The sequence below is a fragment of the Dietzia papillomatosis NBRC 105045 genome (assembly GCF_001570845.1).
GTDB classification, from domain to species: Bacteria; Actinomycetota; Actinomycetes; order Mycobacteriales; family Mycobacteriaceae; genus Dietzia; species Dietzia cinnamea.
Genome location: NZ_BCSL01000004.1, coordinates 1 through 14,110, shown reverse-complemented (window position 1 = coordinate 14,110; position 14,110 = coordinate 1). Strand labels below are relative to the sequence as shown.

Annotated in this window: 13 protein-coding genes; 6 read left to right on the top strand and 7 right to left on the bottom strand. The window is 71.1% G+C overall.

Features of this window, described 5'->3' with window-relative positions; all coding sequences use genetic code 11:
• Window positions 1-42 precede the first annotated feature (42 nt).
• Together DPA01S_RS02115 and ctaC are read right to left on the bottom strand one after the other, a co-directional pair.
• Complete coding sequence (locus DPA01S_RS02115; protein ID WP_061913758.1) at window positions 43-459, bottom strand: cytochrome c oxidase subunit 4; 417 nt, start codon at window positions 457-459, stop codon at window positions 43-45.
• Window positions 460-495: 36 nt separating this feature from the next.
• Complete coding sequence (gene ctaC / locus DPA01S_RS02110; RefSeq protein ID WP_061229915.1) at window positions 496-1,614, bottom strand: aa3-type cytochrome oxidase subunit II; 1,119 nt, start codon at window positions 1,612-1,614, stop codon at window positions 496-498.
• A gap of 227 nt (window positions 1,615-1,841) precedes the next feature.
• On the opposite strand from ctaC, the gene asnB reads away from it, so the two are divergent.
• Window positions 1,842-3,767, top strand: coding sequence for an asparagine synthase (glutamine-hydrolyzing) (gene asnB / locus DPA01S_RS02105; RefSeq protein ID WP_061229914.1), 1,926 nt, complete (start codon window positions 1,842-1,844; stop codon window positions 3,765-3,767).
• A 34-nt stretch (window positions 3,768-3,801) separates the two neighbouring features.
• Here asnB and DPA01S_RS02100 read toward each other — a convergent pair whose 3' ends face one another.
• Together DPA01S_RS02100 and DPA01S_RS02095 are read right to left on the bottom strand one after the other, a co-directional pair.
• A complete protein-coding gene (locus DPA01S_RS02100) occupies window positions 3,802-4,779 on the bottom strand; it encodes a carbohydrate kinase family protein (RefSeq protein ID WP_061229913.1) in 978 nt (325 codons plus the stop codon).
• A gap of 73 nt (window positions 4,780-4,852) precedes the next feature.
• Entirely contained in the window at window positions 4,853-5,200 is a 348-nt protein-coding gene (locus DPA01S_RS02095) for a HesB/IscA family protein (RefSeq protein ID WP_007632903.1), read from the bottom strand.
• A 165-nt stretch (window positions 5,201-5,365) separates the two neighbouring features.
• Here DPA01S_RS02095 and DPA01S_RS02090 point away from each other — a divergent pair, with 165 nt between their 5' ends.
• The 3 genes from DPA01S_RS02090 to DPA01S_RS02080 are packed head-to-tail and all read left to right on the top strand — an operon-like array spanning window position 5,366 to window position 8,606.
• Window positions 5,366-6,049: a DUF3043 domain-containing protein gene (locus tag DPA01S_RS02090; RefSeq protein WP_007632905.1), complete on the top strand. Its 684-nt coding sequence runs from the start codon at window positions 5,366-5,368 to the stop codon at window positions 6,047-6,049.
• Between the two features lie 34 nt (window positions 6,050-6,083).
• Window positions 6,084-7,808, top strand: a complete 1,725-nt coding sequence (cobT, locus tag DPA01S_RS02085) for a nicotinate-nucleotide--dimethylbenzimidazole phosphoribosyltransferase (protein WP_061229912.1) — start codon at window positions 6,084-6,086, stop codon at window positions 7,806-7,808.
• 6 nt (window positions 7,809-7,814) lie between these two features.
• Entirely contained in the window at window positions 7,815-8,606 is a 792-nt protein-coding gene (locus DPA01S_RS02080) for an adenosylcobinamide-GDP ribazoletransferase (RefSeq protein WP_061229911.1), read from the top strand.
• A gap of 19 nt (window positions 8,607-8,625) precedes the next feature.
• Here the strand turns inward: DPA01S_RS02080 and DPA01S_RS02075 are convergent, their stop codons facing one another.
• Window positions 8,626-9,726, bottom strand: coding sequence for a branched-chain amino acid aminotransferase (locus DPA01S_RS02075; protein WP_061229910.1), 1,101 nt, complete (start codon window positions 9,724-9,726; stop codon window positions 8,626-8,628).
• Between the two features lie 32 nt (window positions 9,727-9,758).
• Window positions 9,759-10,871, bottom strand: coding sequence for a glycine cleavage system aminomethyltransferase GcvT (gene gcvT, locus DPA01S_RS02070; protein WP_061229909.1), 1,113 nt, complete (start codon window positions 10,869-10,871; stop codon window positions 9,759-9,761).
• Between the two features lie 142 nt (window positions 10,872-11,013).
• Between gcvT and DPA01S_RS02065 the strand changes: the two genes are divergently transcribed.
• The gene (locus DPA01S_RS02065) at window positions 11,014-12,528 is read left to right on the top strand and encodes a leucyl aminopeptidase (RefSeq protein ID WP_082767850.1); all 1,515 of its coding nucleotides are present in this window, start codon (window positions 11,014-11,016) and stop codon (window positions 12,526-12,528) included.
• A gap of 23 nt (window positions 12,529-12,551) precedes the next feature.
• Here DPA01S_RS02065 and DPA01S_RS02060 read toward each other — a convergent pair whose 3' ends face one another.
• Entirely contained in the window at window positions 12,552-12,917 is a 366-nt protein-coding gene (locus tag DPA01S_RS02060) for a hypothetical protein (protein ID WP_007632918.1), read from the bottom strand.
• Window positions 12,918-13,234: 317 nt separating this feature from the next.
• Here DPA01S_RS02060 and DPA01S_RS02055 point away from each other — a divergent pair.
• Window positions 13,235-14,110, top strand: an 876-nt coding sequence (locus DPA01S_RS02055) for a biotin/lipoyl-containing protein (protein WP_305791232.1), incomplete at its 3' end; no start/stop codon positions are given.

Below are 14,110 nucleotides of genomic sequence, written 5' to 3'. Positions count from 1 at the left end.
GCGGACAGCGACGCCGGGCCCCGGCGGAAGGCGATCAGTGGGTCAGTGCTTCTCGCGACCCCAGTGGTACTCGAAGACCAGGCCGCAGGCGGTGATCACCAGCGCGACGGCGCCGCCGATGAGCACCCACCAGTTCCAGAACGCCGCCCCGTAGCCGACCACGAAAACCGAGAAGGCCAGCAGGAACGGCCAGAAGCTGTGCGGGCTGAAGAAGCCCAGCTCACCGGCACCGTCGGAGACCTCAGCCTCCTCGTAGTCCTCGGGCAGCGTGCTGATACGCCGCGCCACGAAGCGGAGGTAACCCCCGATCAGCAGGCTCAGGCCGGCCGAGAGCACGAGGGCCGTGGTTCCGACCCACTCGACGCCCGTCCGCGACGTACCGGTGAGGTACCCGTACGCGATGGCCAGGAAGGCCAGGAAGATAAACAGTGCGTCGAAGATTCGTACTGTTGCGCTCATCGTTCAGAAATCCTTCGCGTGATACCGGGAGAACCGTCAGTTAGCTGACGCGGTCTCGATGGTGTTGTTCTGGTCGCGGGTATCGCTGCGGCCGGTCTTGAACGGTGCAGTGGAGATCGAGTACGGCTCCTCCCCGATGGACTCCAGCGCCTCCGCGTTGGTCGCGGTCGGATTGGCCTGGCGGAACTCGATGTAGTCGGCGAACGCCTCCGGGGAGACCGCGCGCAGCTCGAAGTTCATCATCGCGTGGTAGATGCCGCACATCTCGGCACAGCGGCCGACGAAGGCGCCCTCGCGCTCGATCTCCTCGATCTGGAACATGCTCAACTGCTGATTCTTGCCGGGGTGCGGCATCACGTCGAGCTTGTAGATGAACTCGGGAATCCAGAACGAGTGGATGACGTCCGCCGACGCGAGCCGGAACTCGATACGCGTGTCGGTCGGCAGGACCAGGACCGGGACCTCGTCGGAAGTGCCCACGGTCTCGATGTTGTTGAAGTACAGGTACGACTTGTCCTCGGCGAGACGGCCGTGGATCGGGCCCCCGGCGGCGGGCTCGCCGTGATGACCGAGCGCCTCACGCGCCTCGTCGGAGAGCACACCGGCCTCCTCGGCCGCACGCTGCGCCTCGACGTTGGTGCCGTCCTCGATGCTCGCGCCGGCCACGTCGACCTTGTTGTAACCGAACTTCCAGTTCCACTGGTACGCGGTGACGTCGACCTTGACGCCGACCTCCTCCTCCGGACGGAGGTCGAGAACCTTGTTCTGTGTGACCACGGTGAAGTAGAAGAGAACTGAGATGATCACGAACGGCACGGCCGTGTAGATCAGCTCAAGCGGCACGTTGTACGCCGTCTGCCGCGGGAACTCGCCGTTGTCGTTCTTCCGCTTGCGGTAGGCGGCCATCGACCAGAAGATCAGGCCCCACACGAAGAACCCGACGATCAGCGACGTGATGACGGTGCCCGTCCAGAACTCGCGGATCGCGACGCCCTCGGGGGTGACACCGGTCGGAAATCCGAAGTTGATCGTCTGGTTCCACCACTTGTTGTCGGTGTGGAGGCTACAACCGGACAACAGCAAGCCCAATGAACCGAGAGCCACCGCGAGTGTCGCCCTGCGCGTCCGACGACGCCCGTCACGCTGTTCCACCATCACGCCTTCCTGATCAGCGGCACCGGCCACGTGGCCGGGACACCTTAGAAGAGTAGACCACGGCTCTCAGAATGAAAGCCGCGGGTCCGGCAATTCACCCGTGAGGCCCCCACGCCCCGCGCCGGAGCGGGTGGGAACCCACAGACCAGTAGTATTCGAACGCGTCCAGACCCGCCCAGGCGGGTCACCGCTGACGCTACGACGACGATGGACGAGGTACCCGACGAATGTGTGGCCTACTAGGTCTGATCACCCCTGACGGCTCCGCCCGTACCCACGAGGCCCGCGTGCTCGGCGCCATGGGGTGCCAGCGCCACCGCGGGCCCGACGAGGTCGGCACCTGGGTCGACGGCGACATGGCCTTCGGGTTCAACCGCCTGTCGATCATCGACATCTCGCACTCACACCAGCCGCTCCGCTGGGGCCCGCCGGAGCAGCCCGACCGCTACGCGCTCGTGTTCAACGGCGAGATCTACAACTACCTCGAGCTCCGGGACGAGCTGTGCCGCGAGTACGGAGCCACCTTCGAGACCGAGGGCGACGGCGAACCGATCATCGTCGCCTTCCACCACTGGGGCCCCGCCGCGGTCCGTCGGCTCCGCGGCATGTTCGCCTTCGCCATCTGGGACACCGTCGAGCGGTCGCTCTTCGTCGCCCGCGACCCCTTCGGCATCAAGCCCCTGTATATGGCGACCGGGCCTGGGGGAACCGTGTTCGCGAGCGAGAAGAAGTCCATCACCGAACTGATCGACCTCGTCGTCGTCGACACCTCCCTCGACACCCGCGCCCTCCAGCACTACGTCACCCTCCAGTACGTCCCTGAGGACGAGACCCTCACCCGAGGCGTCCGGCGACTCGAGTCCGGGTGCCACGCCACCCTCACCCCCGGCGGTGAGCCGGTGATCGAGCGGTACTTCGAACCCACCTTCCCCGTCGCCCCCGTCGCCGATGGCGACGCCGAGCGGCGCTACGACGAGATCGCCGCCGCTCTGGAGGACTCCGTCGCGAAGCACATGCGCGCCGACGTGACCGTGGGCTCGTTCCTGTCCGGCGGCATCGACTCCACCGCCATCGCCGCGCTGGCCCGACGCCACAACGAGAACCTCCTCACCTTCACCACCGGATTCGAACGCGAGGGGTATTCCGAGATCGACGTCGCTGCCGAGTCCGCGGCCGCGATCGGGGTCGAGCACATCGTCAAGGTCGTCTCTCCCGAGGAGTTCGCCGCCGCGATCCCCGAGATCATCTGGTACCTCGACGAGCCGGTCGCTGACCCCGCCCTGGTACCCCTGTACTTCGTCGCCCGTGAGGCCCGAAAGCACGTCAAGGTCGTGCTGTCCGGCGAGGGCGCCGACGAACTGTTCGGCGGCTACACCATCTACAAGGAGCCGCTGTCGCTCGCGCCGTTCGAGAAGGTCCCCGGCGCGCTACGTCGCGCGCTCGGCAGGGCCAGCGAACTGATCCCCGAGGGCACCCGGGGCAAGAGCCTCCTGCACCGCGGGTCGATGACCCTGGAGGACCGCTACTACGGCAACGCCCGCTCGTTCTCCGAGGAGCAGGTCCGCTCCGTCCTGCGCGACCACCGCCCGGAGTGGAGCCACCAGGACGTCACCGCGCCGATCTACGAGCGCTCCCGCGGCTGGGACCCCGTCGCGCGCATGCAGCACCTCGACCTGTTCACGTGGCTGCGCGGCGACATCCTCGTCAAGGCGGACAAGGTCACCATGGCCAACTCGCTCGAATTGCGCGTGCCGTTCCTCGACCGCGAGGTCTACGAGGTCGCCTCGCGGCTGCCGTACACCGAGAAGATCGCCCACGGCACCACCAAGTACGCCCTGCGCAAGGCGCTCGAGCGGATCGTGCCCGCGCACGTGCTGCACCGCCGCAAGCTCGGCTTCCCCGTGCCCACACGCCACTGGCTGGCCGGGCCGGAACTGCACGACTGGGCGCGCGAGCACGTGGCGGCGTCCGGCACGGACGAGTACGTGAACAAGGACGCTGTGATGCGCATGCTCGACGAACACCGTCGCGGCGACTCCGACCACAGCCGTCGGATCTGGACCATGCTGTGCTTCATGATCTGGCACGGCATCTTCGTGGAGGGGCGCATCTCCCCCGACATCGAGCGGCGCGAGTACCCGGTCCGCCTCTGAGCCCGGGGACGGGCACGGCGGACCGGGCGGCGGGTCAGGCCGGAAGGAGCGAGGAGATCTCCTCGGCCGCCTCGTCGCCGTAGGTGTCGGTGAGGCGGCGGCGCGCGGCCACCGGGTCGATGGTCCACTCCTGGGTGCCGGTGGTCTCGAGGACGTGCGTGGCGATGAGCGCACCGAACTGGGCCGAGCGCTCCAGCGACAATCCGTCGAGGACACCGCTGAGGAAGCCGGCGCGGAACGCGTCGCCCACGCCCGTCGGGTCGAGGAGGTTGTCCGACGGCACGATCCCGACCTCGATCGGCTCCGCGCCCTGCTCGACGATCACCACTCCCTTGCCACCGCGGGTCGTGACGCGGGTGCCGACCTTGGCGTCGAGTTGGGCCGCCGTCCAGCCGGTCTTGTTGAGCAGCAGCTCGTACTCGTACTCGTTGGTGAACAGGTAGCGCGCACCGTCCACCAGGGCCGCGGCCGCCTCGCCGTCGAGGAAGGCGAGCTGCTGGGAGGGATCGGCGGCGAAATCCAGGCCCAGCTCGCGGCACTCCGCGGTGTGGGAGTTCATGGCGGTGGGATCGTTGGCACCGATGAGGACGATCTCCGGCCGGCCGATCCGCTCGACCAGGCGGGCCAGCGAGATCGTGGCGGCCTCCCCCATCGCACCGGGGTAGAAGGAGGCGAGCTGCGCCATCTCCGAGTCGGTGGTGCACACGAACCGGGCGGTGTGCAGGGCGGAGCTGATGTGGACCGCCGAGCAGTCGACGCCGTGCCGCTCGAGCCAGTCGCGGTAGTCGGCGAAGTCCGCACCCGCAGCGCCCACCAGATGGGGCCGACGGCCGAGCACGCCGAGCGCGAAGGCGATGTTGCCACCGACGCCCCCGCGCCGGATCTGCAGCGAGTCCACCAGGAAGCTCAGCGACACATGCGCGAGCTGGTCCGGCAGGAGCTGCTCGGAGAAGCGACCCGAGAAGGTCATGAGGTGGTCGGTGGCGATGGAACCTGTGATGACGACGGGCATGCCCCAGACAGTAGACGACCCGGACCGATGCGTGATCGGTCCGGGTCGTCAGGCGGTCAGCGCGACCGAGGGGTCAGTTGAACGAGTCGCCGCAGGCGCACGAACCGGTGGCCTGGGGGTTGTCGATCGTGAAGCCCTGCTTCTCGATGGTGTCGACGAAGTCGATCGAGGCACCCATGAGGTACGGAACGCTCATGCGGTCGACGGCGAGTTTGACGCCACCGAAGTCGTCCACCACGTCGCCGTCGAGCGAACGGTCGTCGAAGAAGAGCTGGTAGCGCAGGCCCGCGCAGCCACCGGGCTGGACGGCGATGCGCAGGGAGAGGTCGTCGCGCCCCTCCTGATCGAGCAGGGCCTTGGCCTTGGCGGCGGCGGCCTCGGTGAGCAGTACGCCGGTGGCGGTGTTCTCCGCAGTGGTCATGTCGGTTCTCCTTGCGATCCGAGAGGGCTTCGGGGACGTATGCAGATTCCAACGTCCACCGGGGAGTCCTCTATTCCCCGGCTCCCGTTCCCCTCCACACGATACGCCTGCCACCTCGTACGGGTGAATGTCCGGCACAACCGGGGATCGCCTAGCCTTGAGTGCGTGAAGTTGCGCGCATTCGGCTCCAGAGACGACGAGACCGGCAAGGACTCCCCCGCCCCCGAGGCGGCGACGGAGCCGACGCCCGAGCCCGCCGTCGACCCGCGGCGTCCCGCGGGCAAGGGCAAGCCCACGCCCCGGCGCCGCGACCAGGAGCGCGCCCGCGGGATGCGCCAGGGGCCGGTCACCGCTCCGCTCACCCGTAAGGAGGCGAAGGAGCGTCGCAAGGCCGCGCAGGCCTCCATGACCAAGGAGGAGCGCCGCGCCGCGAAGGCCGAGGAGCGCGCCGCCCGCGAGGAACGTCGCCAGCTCATGATGGAGGGCGACGACCGGTACGTCCTGTCCCGCGATCGCGGCGAGGTCCGGCGCTTCGCCCGCGACTGGGTGGACACGCATCGCCGCCTCATCAACTGGTTCATGCCACTCGCGCTGTTCGTCATCGTCTTCCAGCTCATCCCCAACCCGGAACTCCTGGCGTTCAGCCAGACGCTGTTCCTCGTCCTCATCGCGGTCGTCGTGATCGACGGCGTGCTCCTCGGTCGCACCGTCAACAAGGCGGTCCGCGAGCGGTTCCCCGACACCGACGACACCGGTTTCGGCATGGGCTGGTACGCGGTCATGCGCGCGACCCAGCCGCGGATGCTGCGCACCCCGCGTCCCCGGGTCCGCCCGGGCGACGCCATCTGATCCCGCCCCGATGCTCCCCGGAAGGGTCTGACCCATGCGCCTGCTCGTCCTCGGTGGCACCCGCTCGGGTAAATCCGCCCACGCCGAGTCCGTGGCCGCCGCCACCGGTACCGACGTCGTGTACGTCGCCACCGCCCGTCGCGACCCCGACGACGCGGAGATGACCGCCCGCATCGCCGCGCACCGCGACCGCAGGCCGGACGAGTGGGTCACCGAGGAGACCGACGAGGTCACCCGCGTCCTCGCCGAGCACCCGGACTCGACCGTCCTCGTCGACGACGTCGGGGGCTGGCTCACCCGACGCATGGACGCCACTCTCGGGTGGACCGACGGGGGGTCAGCGGTCGCCGACGAGACGGACGCGCTCGTCGCCGCGGTCGCCGAGCACCCCGGCCCGGTCGTGTTGGTCTCCCCCGAGGTCGGCCTCGGCGTGGTCCCGGACACCCTCTCCGGCCGGGTGTTCGCCGACGTGATCGGCTCGCTCAACCGGCGACTAGCGCAGGTGTGCGACTCGGCGGTCCTCGTCGTCGCCGGGCGTGCGCTGCCCCTCGACGACGCGCGCCCGACCCCCGCCGCCACCACGCCCGTCGTTACGGCCGCGGCGACGACCGCGCCCGCCGACACCCCGGCCGAGCATCCCGCCAGCGCGCCCACCGACGCGCACACCGGAGCCTCGCACGACTTCCCCGGACTCTCCGACGTCGCGCACTACGACGACCCGGTCGTCTTCCCGCCGGTCCACCCGCCGTCCCACGCCGTCGCCGAGGAGGCCCGCGGTCGCCACCTCACGCTGACCAAGCCCGCGGCGTCCCTCGGACGCCTCGAGGAGCTGGGCGTCTGGATCGCCTCGTGCCAGGGCACGTGCCCGCCGCGCCCGCTCGAGCGGGCTCGCGTCGTGGTGTTCGCCGGTGACCACGGTGTCGCCGAGCACGGGGTCTCCGCGTTCCCGCGGGAGGTCACCCTGCAGATGGCCGACAACATCGTCGCCGGAGGCGCGGCCGTGTCCGTCCTCGCCCGCACCGCCGGCGCGACGGTCCGGGTGGCCGACATGGCGATGTCCGCGGAGCGCCCCGGGGGTCTCGACGACCACAAGGTCCGCCGCTCCAGCGGTTCCATCGACCGGGAGGACGCGCTGAGCCCCGAGGAGGTGCGGGCCGCGATCGCCGCCGGCCGCCGCATCGCCGACGAGGAGGTCGACTCCGGGGCGGACCTGCTCATCGCGGGTGACCTCGGCATCGGCAACACCACCCCGGCGACCGTCCTCACATGCCTGGTCACCGGCCACGAGCCCGTCGAGCTCGTGGGGCGCGGCACCGGGGTCGACGACGAGGGATGGATGCGCAAGACCGCCGCCATCCGCGACGCCATGTACCGTGCGTCCGGCGACCTCCGCGACCCCGTGGCGATGCTGCGGAAGGTCGGCGGTGCCGATCTCGCGGCGATGGCCGGGTTCCTCGCCCAGGCGGCGATCCGCCGGACGCCGTGCCTGCTCGACGGCTCGGTGGTCACCTCGGCCGCCCTCATGGCCGAGGCGCTGGCTCCCGGGTGCCGTCAGTGGTGGGCGGCCGGGCACCGCAGTGCCGAACCCGCCCACTCGGCGGCGCTGACCTACCTGTCACTCGACCCGATCCTCGAGCACGCGATGCGACTGGGTGAGGGCAGCGGCGCCGTCGCCGCCCTACCGGTCGTTCACAACGCCGTCGCGATCCTCACGGAGATGGCGACCTTCGCCGACGCCGGGGTCAGCGGCCGGGACTGACGGCTCGTGATCGACGCGGTCCGCCTCTCGCTGTCGTGGATGACGGTCCTCCCCGTCGACCGCGGCGGCGTCCCCGACGCGACCGCGGCCGGACGCGCCATGACGGCGCTCCCCGCCGTGGGACTGGTCTGCGGCGCCACGGCCACCGCCCTCGCCCACGGCGCTCACGCCCTCGGGGCCGGCGCGATGCTCTCCGGGGTCGTCGGCGTGGGGGCCGTCCTGGCGCTCACCCGCGGCATGCACGTCGACGCCCTGGCCGACACCGCCGACGGGCTGGGTTCGTACGCCGGCCCGGACCGTGCGCTCGAGATCATGCGCTCCGGCTCGGTGGGGCCGATGGGGGCCGCCGTGCTGGTCCTCGTCCTACTGGCGGAGGTCGCCGCGCTCGGCGCGCTGGTCGACTCGGGAGCGTGGCTGGCCCCCGTCGCGGCGTTCGTCCTGTCCCGCTGCCTGCCCGTGGTGCTGCTGCGCCGCGGGGTTCCCGCGGCCTCGACGACGGGCTTCGGCGCGATGGTGGCGGGCTCGCAGTCGCGCGTCGCCGTGGCGATGACCGCGGTGCTGTGCGCGGTCGCCGGCGCGGGACTGGCCGGAGCCGGGCCGGCCGACGGTGGGTGGCCCGCCGACCGCTGGTGGGCGCCGGTGGTCGGCGCGGCGGCGGGCCTGCTCGCCTACGCGGCCACGGCGGGTTTCGGCCGCCACGTCGTCCTTCGGTTCGGTGGCGTCAACGGCGACGTCCTCGGCGCGGCCATCGAGGCCGGCACCGCCGCGGCTCTCGTCGCGGCGGTGCTCCTCGCGTGACGGAGCCGGCCGGGTGCGCTCAGGCCAGGCGCGTCATCCAGCCGAACGGGTCCTCCACGGATCCGCGCTGGATCCCGGTGAGCGTCTCGCGTAGGCGAACCGTGATGGTGCCGGGGCCCCCGTCGCCCACCGTGTAGCCGCCGTCGGCGTGCTGCACGGAGCCGACCGGGGTGATCACGGCGGCGGTGCCACAGGCGAACACCTCGGAGATCTCCCCGGACGCGACCCCGGTCTCCCACTCCTCCACCGAGACCTTGCGCTCGGTGACGCGGTAACCCAGATGACGGGCAAGGGTGAGCAGGCTGTCCCGGGTGACGCCCGGCAGCAGTGAGCCCGACAGCTCGGGGGTCACGATCTCGGCGGAGTCCCCGGAGCCCAGGACGAAGAACAGGTTCATCCCGCCCATCTCCTCGACGTACTTCCGCTCGATCGCGTCCAGCCACACCACCTGGTCGCAGCCCTTGGCTGCGGCCTGCTCCTGAGCGGCCAGCGAGGCGGCATAGTTGCCGCCGAACTTGGCGGCGCCGGTGCCGCCCGGGCTGGCGCGGACGTACTCGGTGCTCAGCCAGACGCTCACGGGGGCGACACCGCGGGAGAAGTACGCGCCGGCAGGGGAGGCGATGACCGAGTAGAGGTACTCGTCGGCCGGCCGCACGCCCAGCCCGGTCTCGGTGGCGATCATGAACGGCCGCAGGTAGAGCGCCTCCTCACCGCCGGCGGCGGGCACCCACTCACGGTCGATCGCCACGATCTGGCGCAGCGACTCCATGAACAGCTCCTCCGGCAGCTGCGGCATGGCCAGGCGCCGCGCGGAGCGGTTGAAGCGGGCGGCGTTCTGCTCGGGCCGGAACGAGGCGATGGAGTCGTCGGCCTGACGGTAGGCCTTGAGGCCCTCGAAGATCGTCTGGGCGTAGTGCAGGACCACGGCGGACGGGTCGATCGCGAGGGGCGCGTACGCCTCGACGACCGGCGTCCCCCAGGCTCCCCCGGCGTACGGGATGGTGACCATGTGGTCGGTGAAGTGCTTGCCGAAGCCGGGGTCGGCGAGGATGGCGGCGCGCTCGTCGGCCGTCCTGGGCGAGGCGGACGGGCGGATGTCGAAGTCTGTCGTGTCGGGCATGGCGGGTCTCGTTCCTGGAGGAAGGGGGCGGGTCAGCGGGTGCGGATCTCGATGAGCGGGGGTACCGCGAGGCGGCACGGTACCTCTCGTCCGCGTACGTCGACGACGACCTCGTCGCCCTTCTTCAGACCCGCGTCCAGCTCGATGAACGCGAGCGCGATCCCCGTCTTGAGGGTCGGTGAGAACGTGCCGGAGCTGGTGACGCCCACGTCGCGTCCACCGGCGCGCACGGTCTGTCCGGCGCGCGGGATCCCGCGTCCGGTGACCTCGAGCGCGTACATCCGGCGGGCGGGGCCGGCCTCCTTCTGACGCAGCAGTTCCTCGCGCCCCCAGAAGGCGGGCTTGTCCCAGCCGATGGCCCAGGCGCAGCGTGCCTCGAGCGGGCTGAGGTCCACGGACAGTTCGTTGCCGTGCAGCGGGTAGCCGGCCTCCGTGCGCAGCGAATCGCGGGCACCGAGACCGCACAGGGCGCCCTCACGGGACAGCACCTGCTCGGCGAGCGCATCCCAGATCGGGCCGGCCTCGTCCCAGGCGGGCAGCACCTCGAATCCGTACTCGCCGGTGTACCCGGTACGGCAGACCCGCACGGAGTGTCCGTTCCAGCCGGCGTCGACGTACGCCATGTAGTCGAGGTCGGTCGGCAGCCCCACCGCCTCGAGCACCTCTCCGGCGAGCGGGCCCTGGACCGCGATCACGGCGCGGGAACGGTGTTCGTCGGTGACGGTGACCCCGGGCGCCCGCTCGGCGGCGGCGGCCTGCATCCGCCGGACCACCTCGGCGGTGTTGGCGGCGTTGGGGATGAGGAAGATCTCGGAGTCGGAGACCCGGTAGGCGATGAGGTCGTCCACCACTCCCCCGGACTCGTCGCAGCACAGCGTGTACTGGGCGCTGCCGGCGGCGATCCGGTCGAGGTCGTTGGTGAAGCACGAGTTGACGAACTCCGCGGCGCCCGGGCCGGTCACGAGCGCCTTGCCGAGGTGGCTGACGTCAAACAGCCCGACGGCCGTGCGGGTGGCGGTGTGTTCGGCGACGGTGCCGGCGTACTGCACCGGCATCGACCAGCCGCCGAACGGGGCGAAGGTCGCGCCGGCCTCCACGTGGCGGGAGTGCAGTGGTCCCTCGTGAAGGTCCCCTGTGTCTGTCATGTGGCCACTCCTCGCGCTCTACGGTCCGGCTGCCTGCCCACGTTAGTCGATAGACTATGGTGCCCTCGCCGTGGCGGTCCCGCCGCGTCGTCCGGGCATCACGCACCTTCCCGTACGTCCCGCCGACCCCCAGGAGCGCTTCATGCCGACCGCGCAGTCGATCCTCACCCACAGCCCTGATCTCGCCCCGATCGAGGCGGTCACGACGCCGGTGGACGCCGACGTCGTGGTGGTCGGTATCGCGGCCGATGCCGGGGCCGGAGAGGATGCGGCGCCCGTTGTCGTCGCCCCCGGCCTGGAGGGTGGGGTCACCGCGGCGCTCGCCGCGGTCGCGCGGTCGGTGGGCGCGTCCACCAAGGTCGCCTCCACCACCCGTGTCCCGGCGCCGGACGGTGTGTCGGCCGGGTCCGTGGTGCTGGTGGGGCTCGGGTCCTCCGACGACGAGGTGTCCGACGAGTCCCTGCGCCGCGCGGCCGGCGCCGCCGCGCGGGCCTGCCGCGGACTCGGGTCCGCCCTGGTGTTGCTGGACGCCGAGCGCGCGGAGCCGGTGGCCCTGGGAGCGGGGCTCGGATCGTTCCGCCCGGCCAAGGTCACCTCGAAAAACGACGACGACGACGAGAACAGCGATTCGCTGAAGGTGTTCGTCGCCGAGGGCGGCGCCGACGCCGTGACCCGCGCCGCCACCGTCGCCGAGTGTGTCGGGCTGGCGCGCGATCTGGTCAACACCCCGCCCAACCTGCTGTTCCCCGGATCGTTCGCCGATCGGGCCGCAGAACTGGCCCGCGACGCCGGTCTGGAGGTCGAGGTGCTGGACGAGGAGGCGCTCACCGAAGGTGGCTACGGCGGCATCCTCGCCGTGGGCGGCGGCTCCTCCCGCGGCCCGCGCATGGTGCGGCTCACCCACCGGGGCGCCGAGGGTCGACCCACCGTGGCCCTGGTGGGCAAGGGCATCACCTTCGACACCGGCGGCATCTCCATCAAGCCGGCCGCCGGCATGGAGCAGATGACGATGGACATGGGCGGTGCGGCGGCGGTGGTCGCGACCGTCATCCTCGCCGCGCGCCTGGGTCTGGACCTGACGGTGGTGGCGACCGTCCCGATGGCCGAGAACATGCCGTCGGCCACGGCCTACCGGCCGGGCGACGTACTCACCATGTACGGCGGCACGACCGTCGAGGTGCAGAACACCGACGCCGAGGGCCGGCTCATCCTGGCCGACGCGATCGTCCGGGCCTGCGAGGACTCCCCCTCGTACCTCATCGACACGGCCACGCTGACCGGAGCGCAGATGGTGGCGCTGGGCAAGAAGACCCCGGGCGTCATGGGCACCGACGAGTTCCGTGACCGGGTCGCCGAGCTGAGCCGGTCGGTCGGCGAGGGCGGCTGGCCGATGCCGCTGCCGGAGGAGCTGCGCGACGGACTCGACTCCGAGGTGGCGGACATGACCAACGTCACCCCCAACCGCTGGGGCGGCATGCTCTCGGCCGGGCTGTTCCTGCGCGAGTTCGTCGGCGAGGGCGTGGAGTGGGCGCACATCGACGTCGCCGGCCCCGCCTACAACGACGGCGGTCCGGAGGGTTACCTGCCCAAGGGCGGCACCGGCGTCCCGGTCCGCACGATGCTCGCAGTGCTCGAGGACATCGCCGCGGCGGGCTGACCGCCCCGGTGCGCCGGATCCGGTCAGCGCCCGTCGGCCTCGCGCATCTGTTCGCGCAGCCGGCGGGCGCGTTCGCGTTTCTCGCGGGTGATGCGGACCTGTTCGTAGTCCCGCATGCGTTGCGGGTAGCCCTGGATCGAGGCGTCGAAGAGCGGCAGCTTCAACCGCGCGGCGAGCCTGCGGGCGGTGGCGACGTCGCCGACCGGGCGGCGGGTCCACTCACCGTCGAACGCGACGAGGCACAGGCCCGGCACGGAGACGAGGGTCTCGGGCTCGAGGTAGGCCTCGACGCCCACCCGCGTGCGGCACCACCGGCGGAGGTGGTCGAGGTCGGCCGGGTCGGCGGCGATCCCCCGCCGACGACGCCCGAACAGGTCGCGGATCCCCACTGTCGGCCTCCTCCCGCCGGCCCCCGTCCGGGGTGGGGCCGGTCACGCCGGATCGATCGTATCTGCCGCGAGCAGCGCGGATCGCGTCACCCACGGGGGAATTCGTTGTCCGGCTCGGCTCGGATCGGGGCGTCCGACGACACCATCCAGTGGCAGAGGGCACAATGGACGGCGATCGTCCGGCCGGGTCGCCACCGCGGGTCCGTCCGAGGCGCTATCGACGAACAGACAGTTGACCCACCCACGACGCCGCTCACCGCGGGCGCTGACCGCGCCGGGGAGCAGCGCTTCTAGACCTCTCGAGGAGTCACGACACCATGGCCTTCTCCGTACAGATGCCGGCTCTCGGTGAATCCGTCAGCGAAGGGACCGTCACCCGCTGGCTCAAGAAGGAGGGGGACACGGTCGAGGTCGACGAGCCATTGCTCGAGGTCTCCACCGACAAGGTCGACACCGAGATCCCCTCTCCTGCTGCGGGCACCCTGCAGAAGATCGTCGCCGAGGAGGACGAGACCGTCGAGATCGGCGGCGAGCTGGCGGTCATCGACGACGGCTCCGGCGGGTCCGATGACTCGGGCGACGACGCCGCCGACGACGCGGACGCTGATCAGGCCGAGCAGGCCGACGACTCCGCGGACGAGGAAGACGCGCCCGCGGAGGAGCCCGCCCCCGCGGAGAAGTCTTCCGGCGGCTCCGGCGGCGGCAAGGGCACCGACGTGACCATGCCCGAGCTCGGCGAGTCCGTCACCGAGGGCACCATCACCCGCTGGCTCAAGGCCGTCGGCGACACCGTCGAGGTCGACGAGCCCCTGCTCGAGGTCTCCACCGACAAGGTCGACACCGAGATCCCCTCGCCTGTCGCCGGCACCGTCCAGAAGATCGTCGCCGAGGAGGACGAGACCGTCGAGGTCGGCGCCACCCTCGCCGTCATCGGCGACGGCTCCGGCAGCTCCGACGACGCGGGCGACGCGGGCGACGACGACTCGGACAGCGACGACGACGCAGCTGACGCTCCCGCCTCCGACGACCAGGGCGCGGACGACGCGTCCGACTCCGCGGACGAGGCCGACGACGAGCCCGCCCCCGCGAAGAAGTCCTCCGGCGGCTCCGGTGGCGGCAAGGGCACCGACGTGACCATGCCCGAGCTCGGCGAGTCCGTCACCGAGGGCACCATCACCCGCTGGCTCAAGGCC

What these genes read in the sequence shown, in the direction of transcription:
- DPA01S_RS02100 (WP_061229913.1), bottom strand. Translation starts at nt 4,779, where the DNA reads ATGCCCGTCGTCATCACAGGTTCCATCGCCACCGACCACCTCATGACC.
- DPA01S_RS02065 (WP_082767850.1), top strand. Translation starts at nt 11,014, where the DNA reads ATGCCGACCGCGCAGTCGATCCTCACCCACAGCCCTGATCTCGCCCCG.
- DPA01S_RS02095 (WP_007632903.1), bottom strand. Translation starts at nt 5,200, where the DNA reads ATGACCACTGCGGAGAACACCGCCACCGGCGTACTGCTCACCGAGGCC.
- gcvT (WP_061229909.1), bottom strand. Translation starts at nt 10,871, where the DNA reads ATGACAGACACAGGGGACCTTCACGAGGGACCACTGCACTCCCGCCAC.
- asnB (WP_061229914.1), top strand. Translation starts at nt 1,842, where the DNA reads ATGTGTGGCCTACTAGGTCTGATCACCCCTGACGGCTCCGCCCGTACC.
- DPA01S_RS02115 (WP_061913758.1), bottom strand. Translation starts at nt 459, where the DNA reads ATGAGCGCAACAGTACGAATCTTCGACGCACTGTTTATCTTCCTGGCC.
- cobT (WP_061229912.1), top strand. Translation starts at nt 6,084, where the DNA reads ATGCGCCTGCTCGTCCTCGGTGGCACCCGCTCGGGTAAATCCGCCCAC.
- ctaC (WP_061229915.1), bottom strand. Translation starts at nt 1,614, where the DNA reads ATGGTGGAACAGCGTGACGGGCGTCGTCGGACGCGCAGGGCGACACTC.
- DPA01S_RS02075 (WP_061229910.1), bottom strand. Translation starts at nt 9,726, where the DNA reads ATGCCCGACACGACAGACTTCGACATCCGCCCGTCCGCCTCGCCCAGG.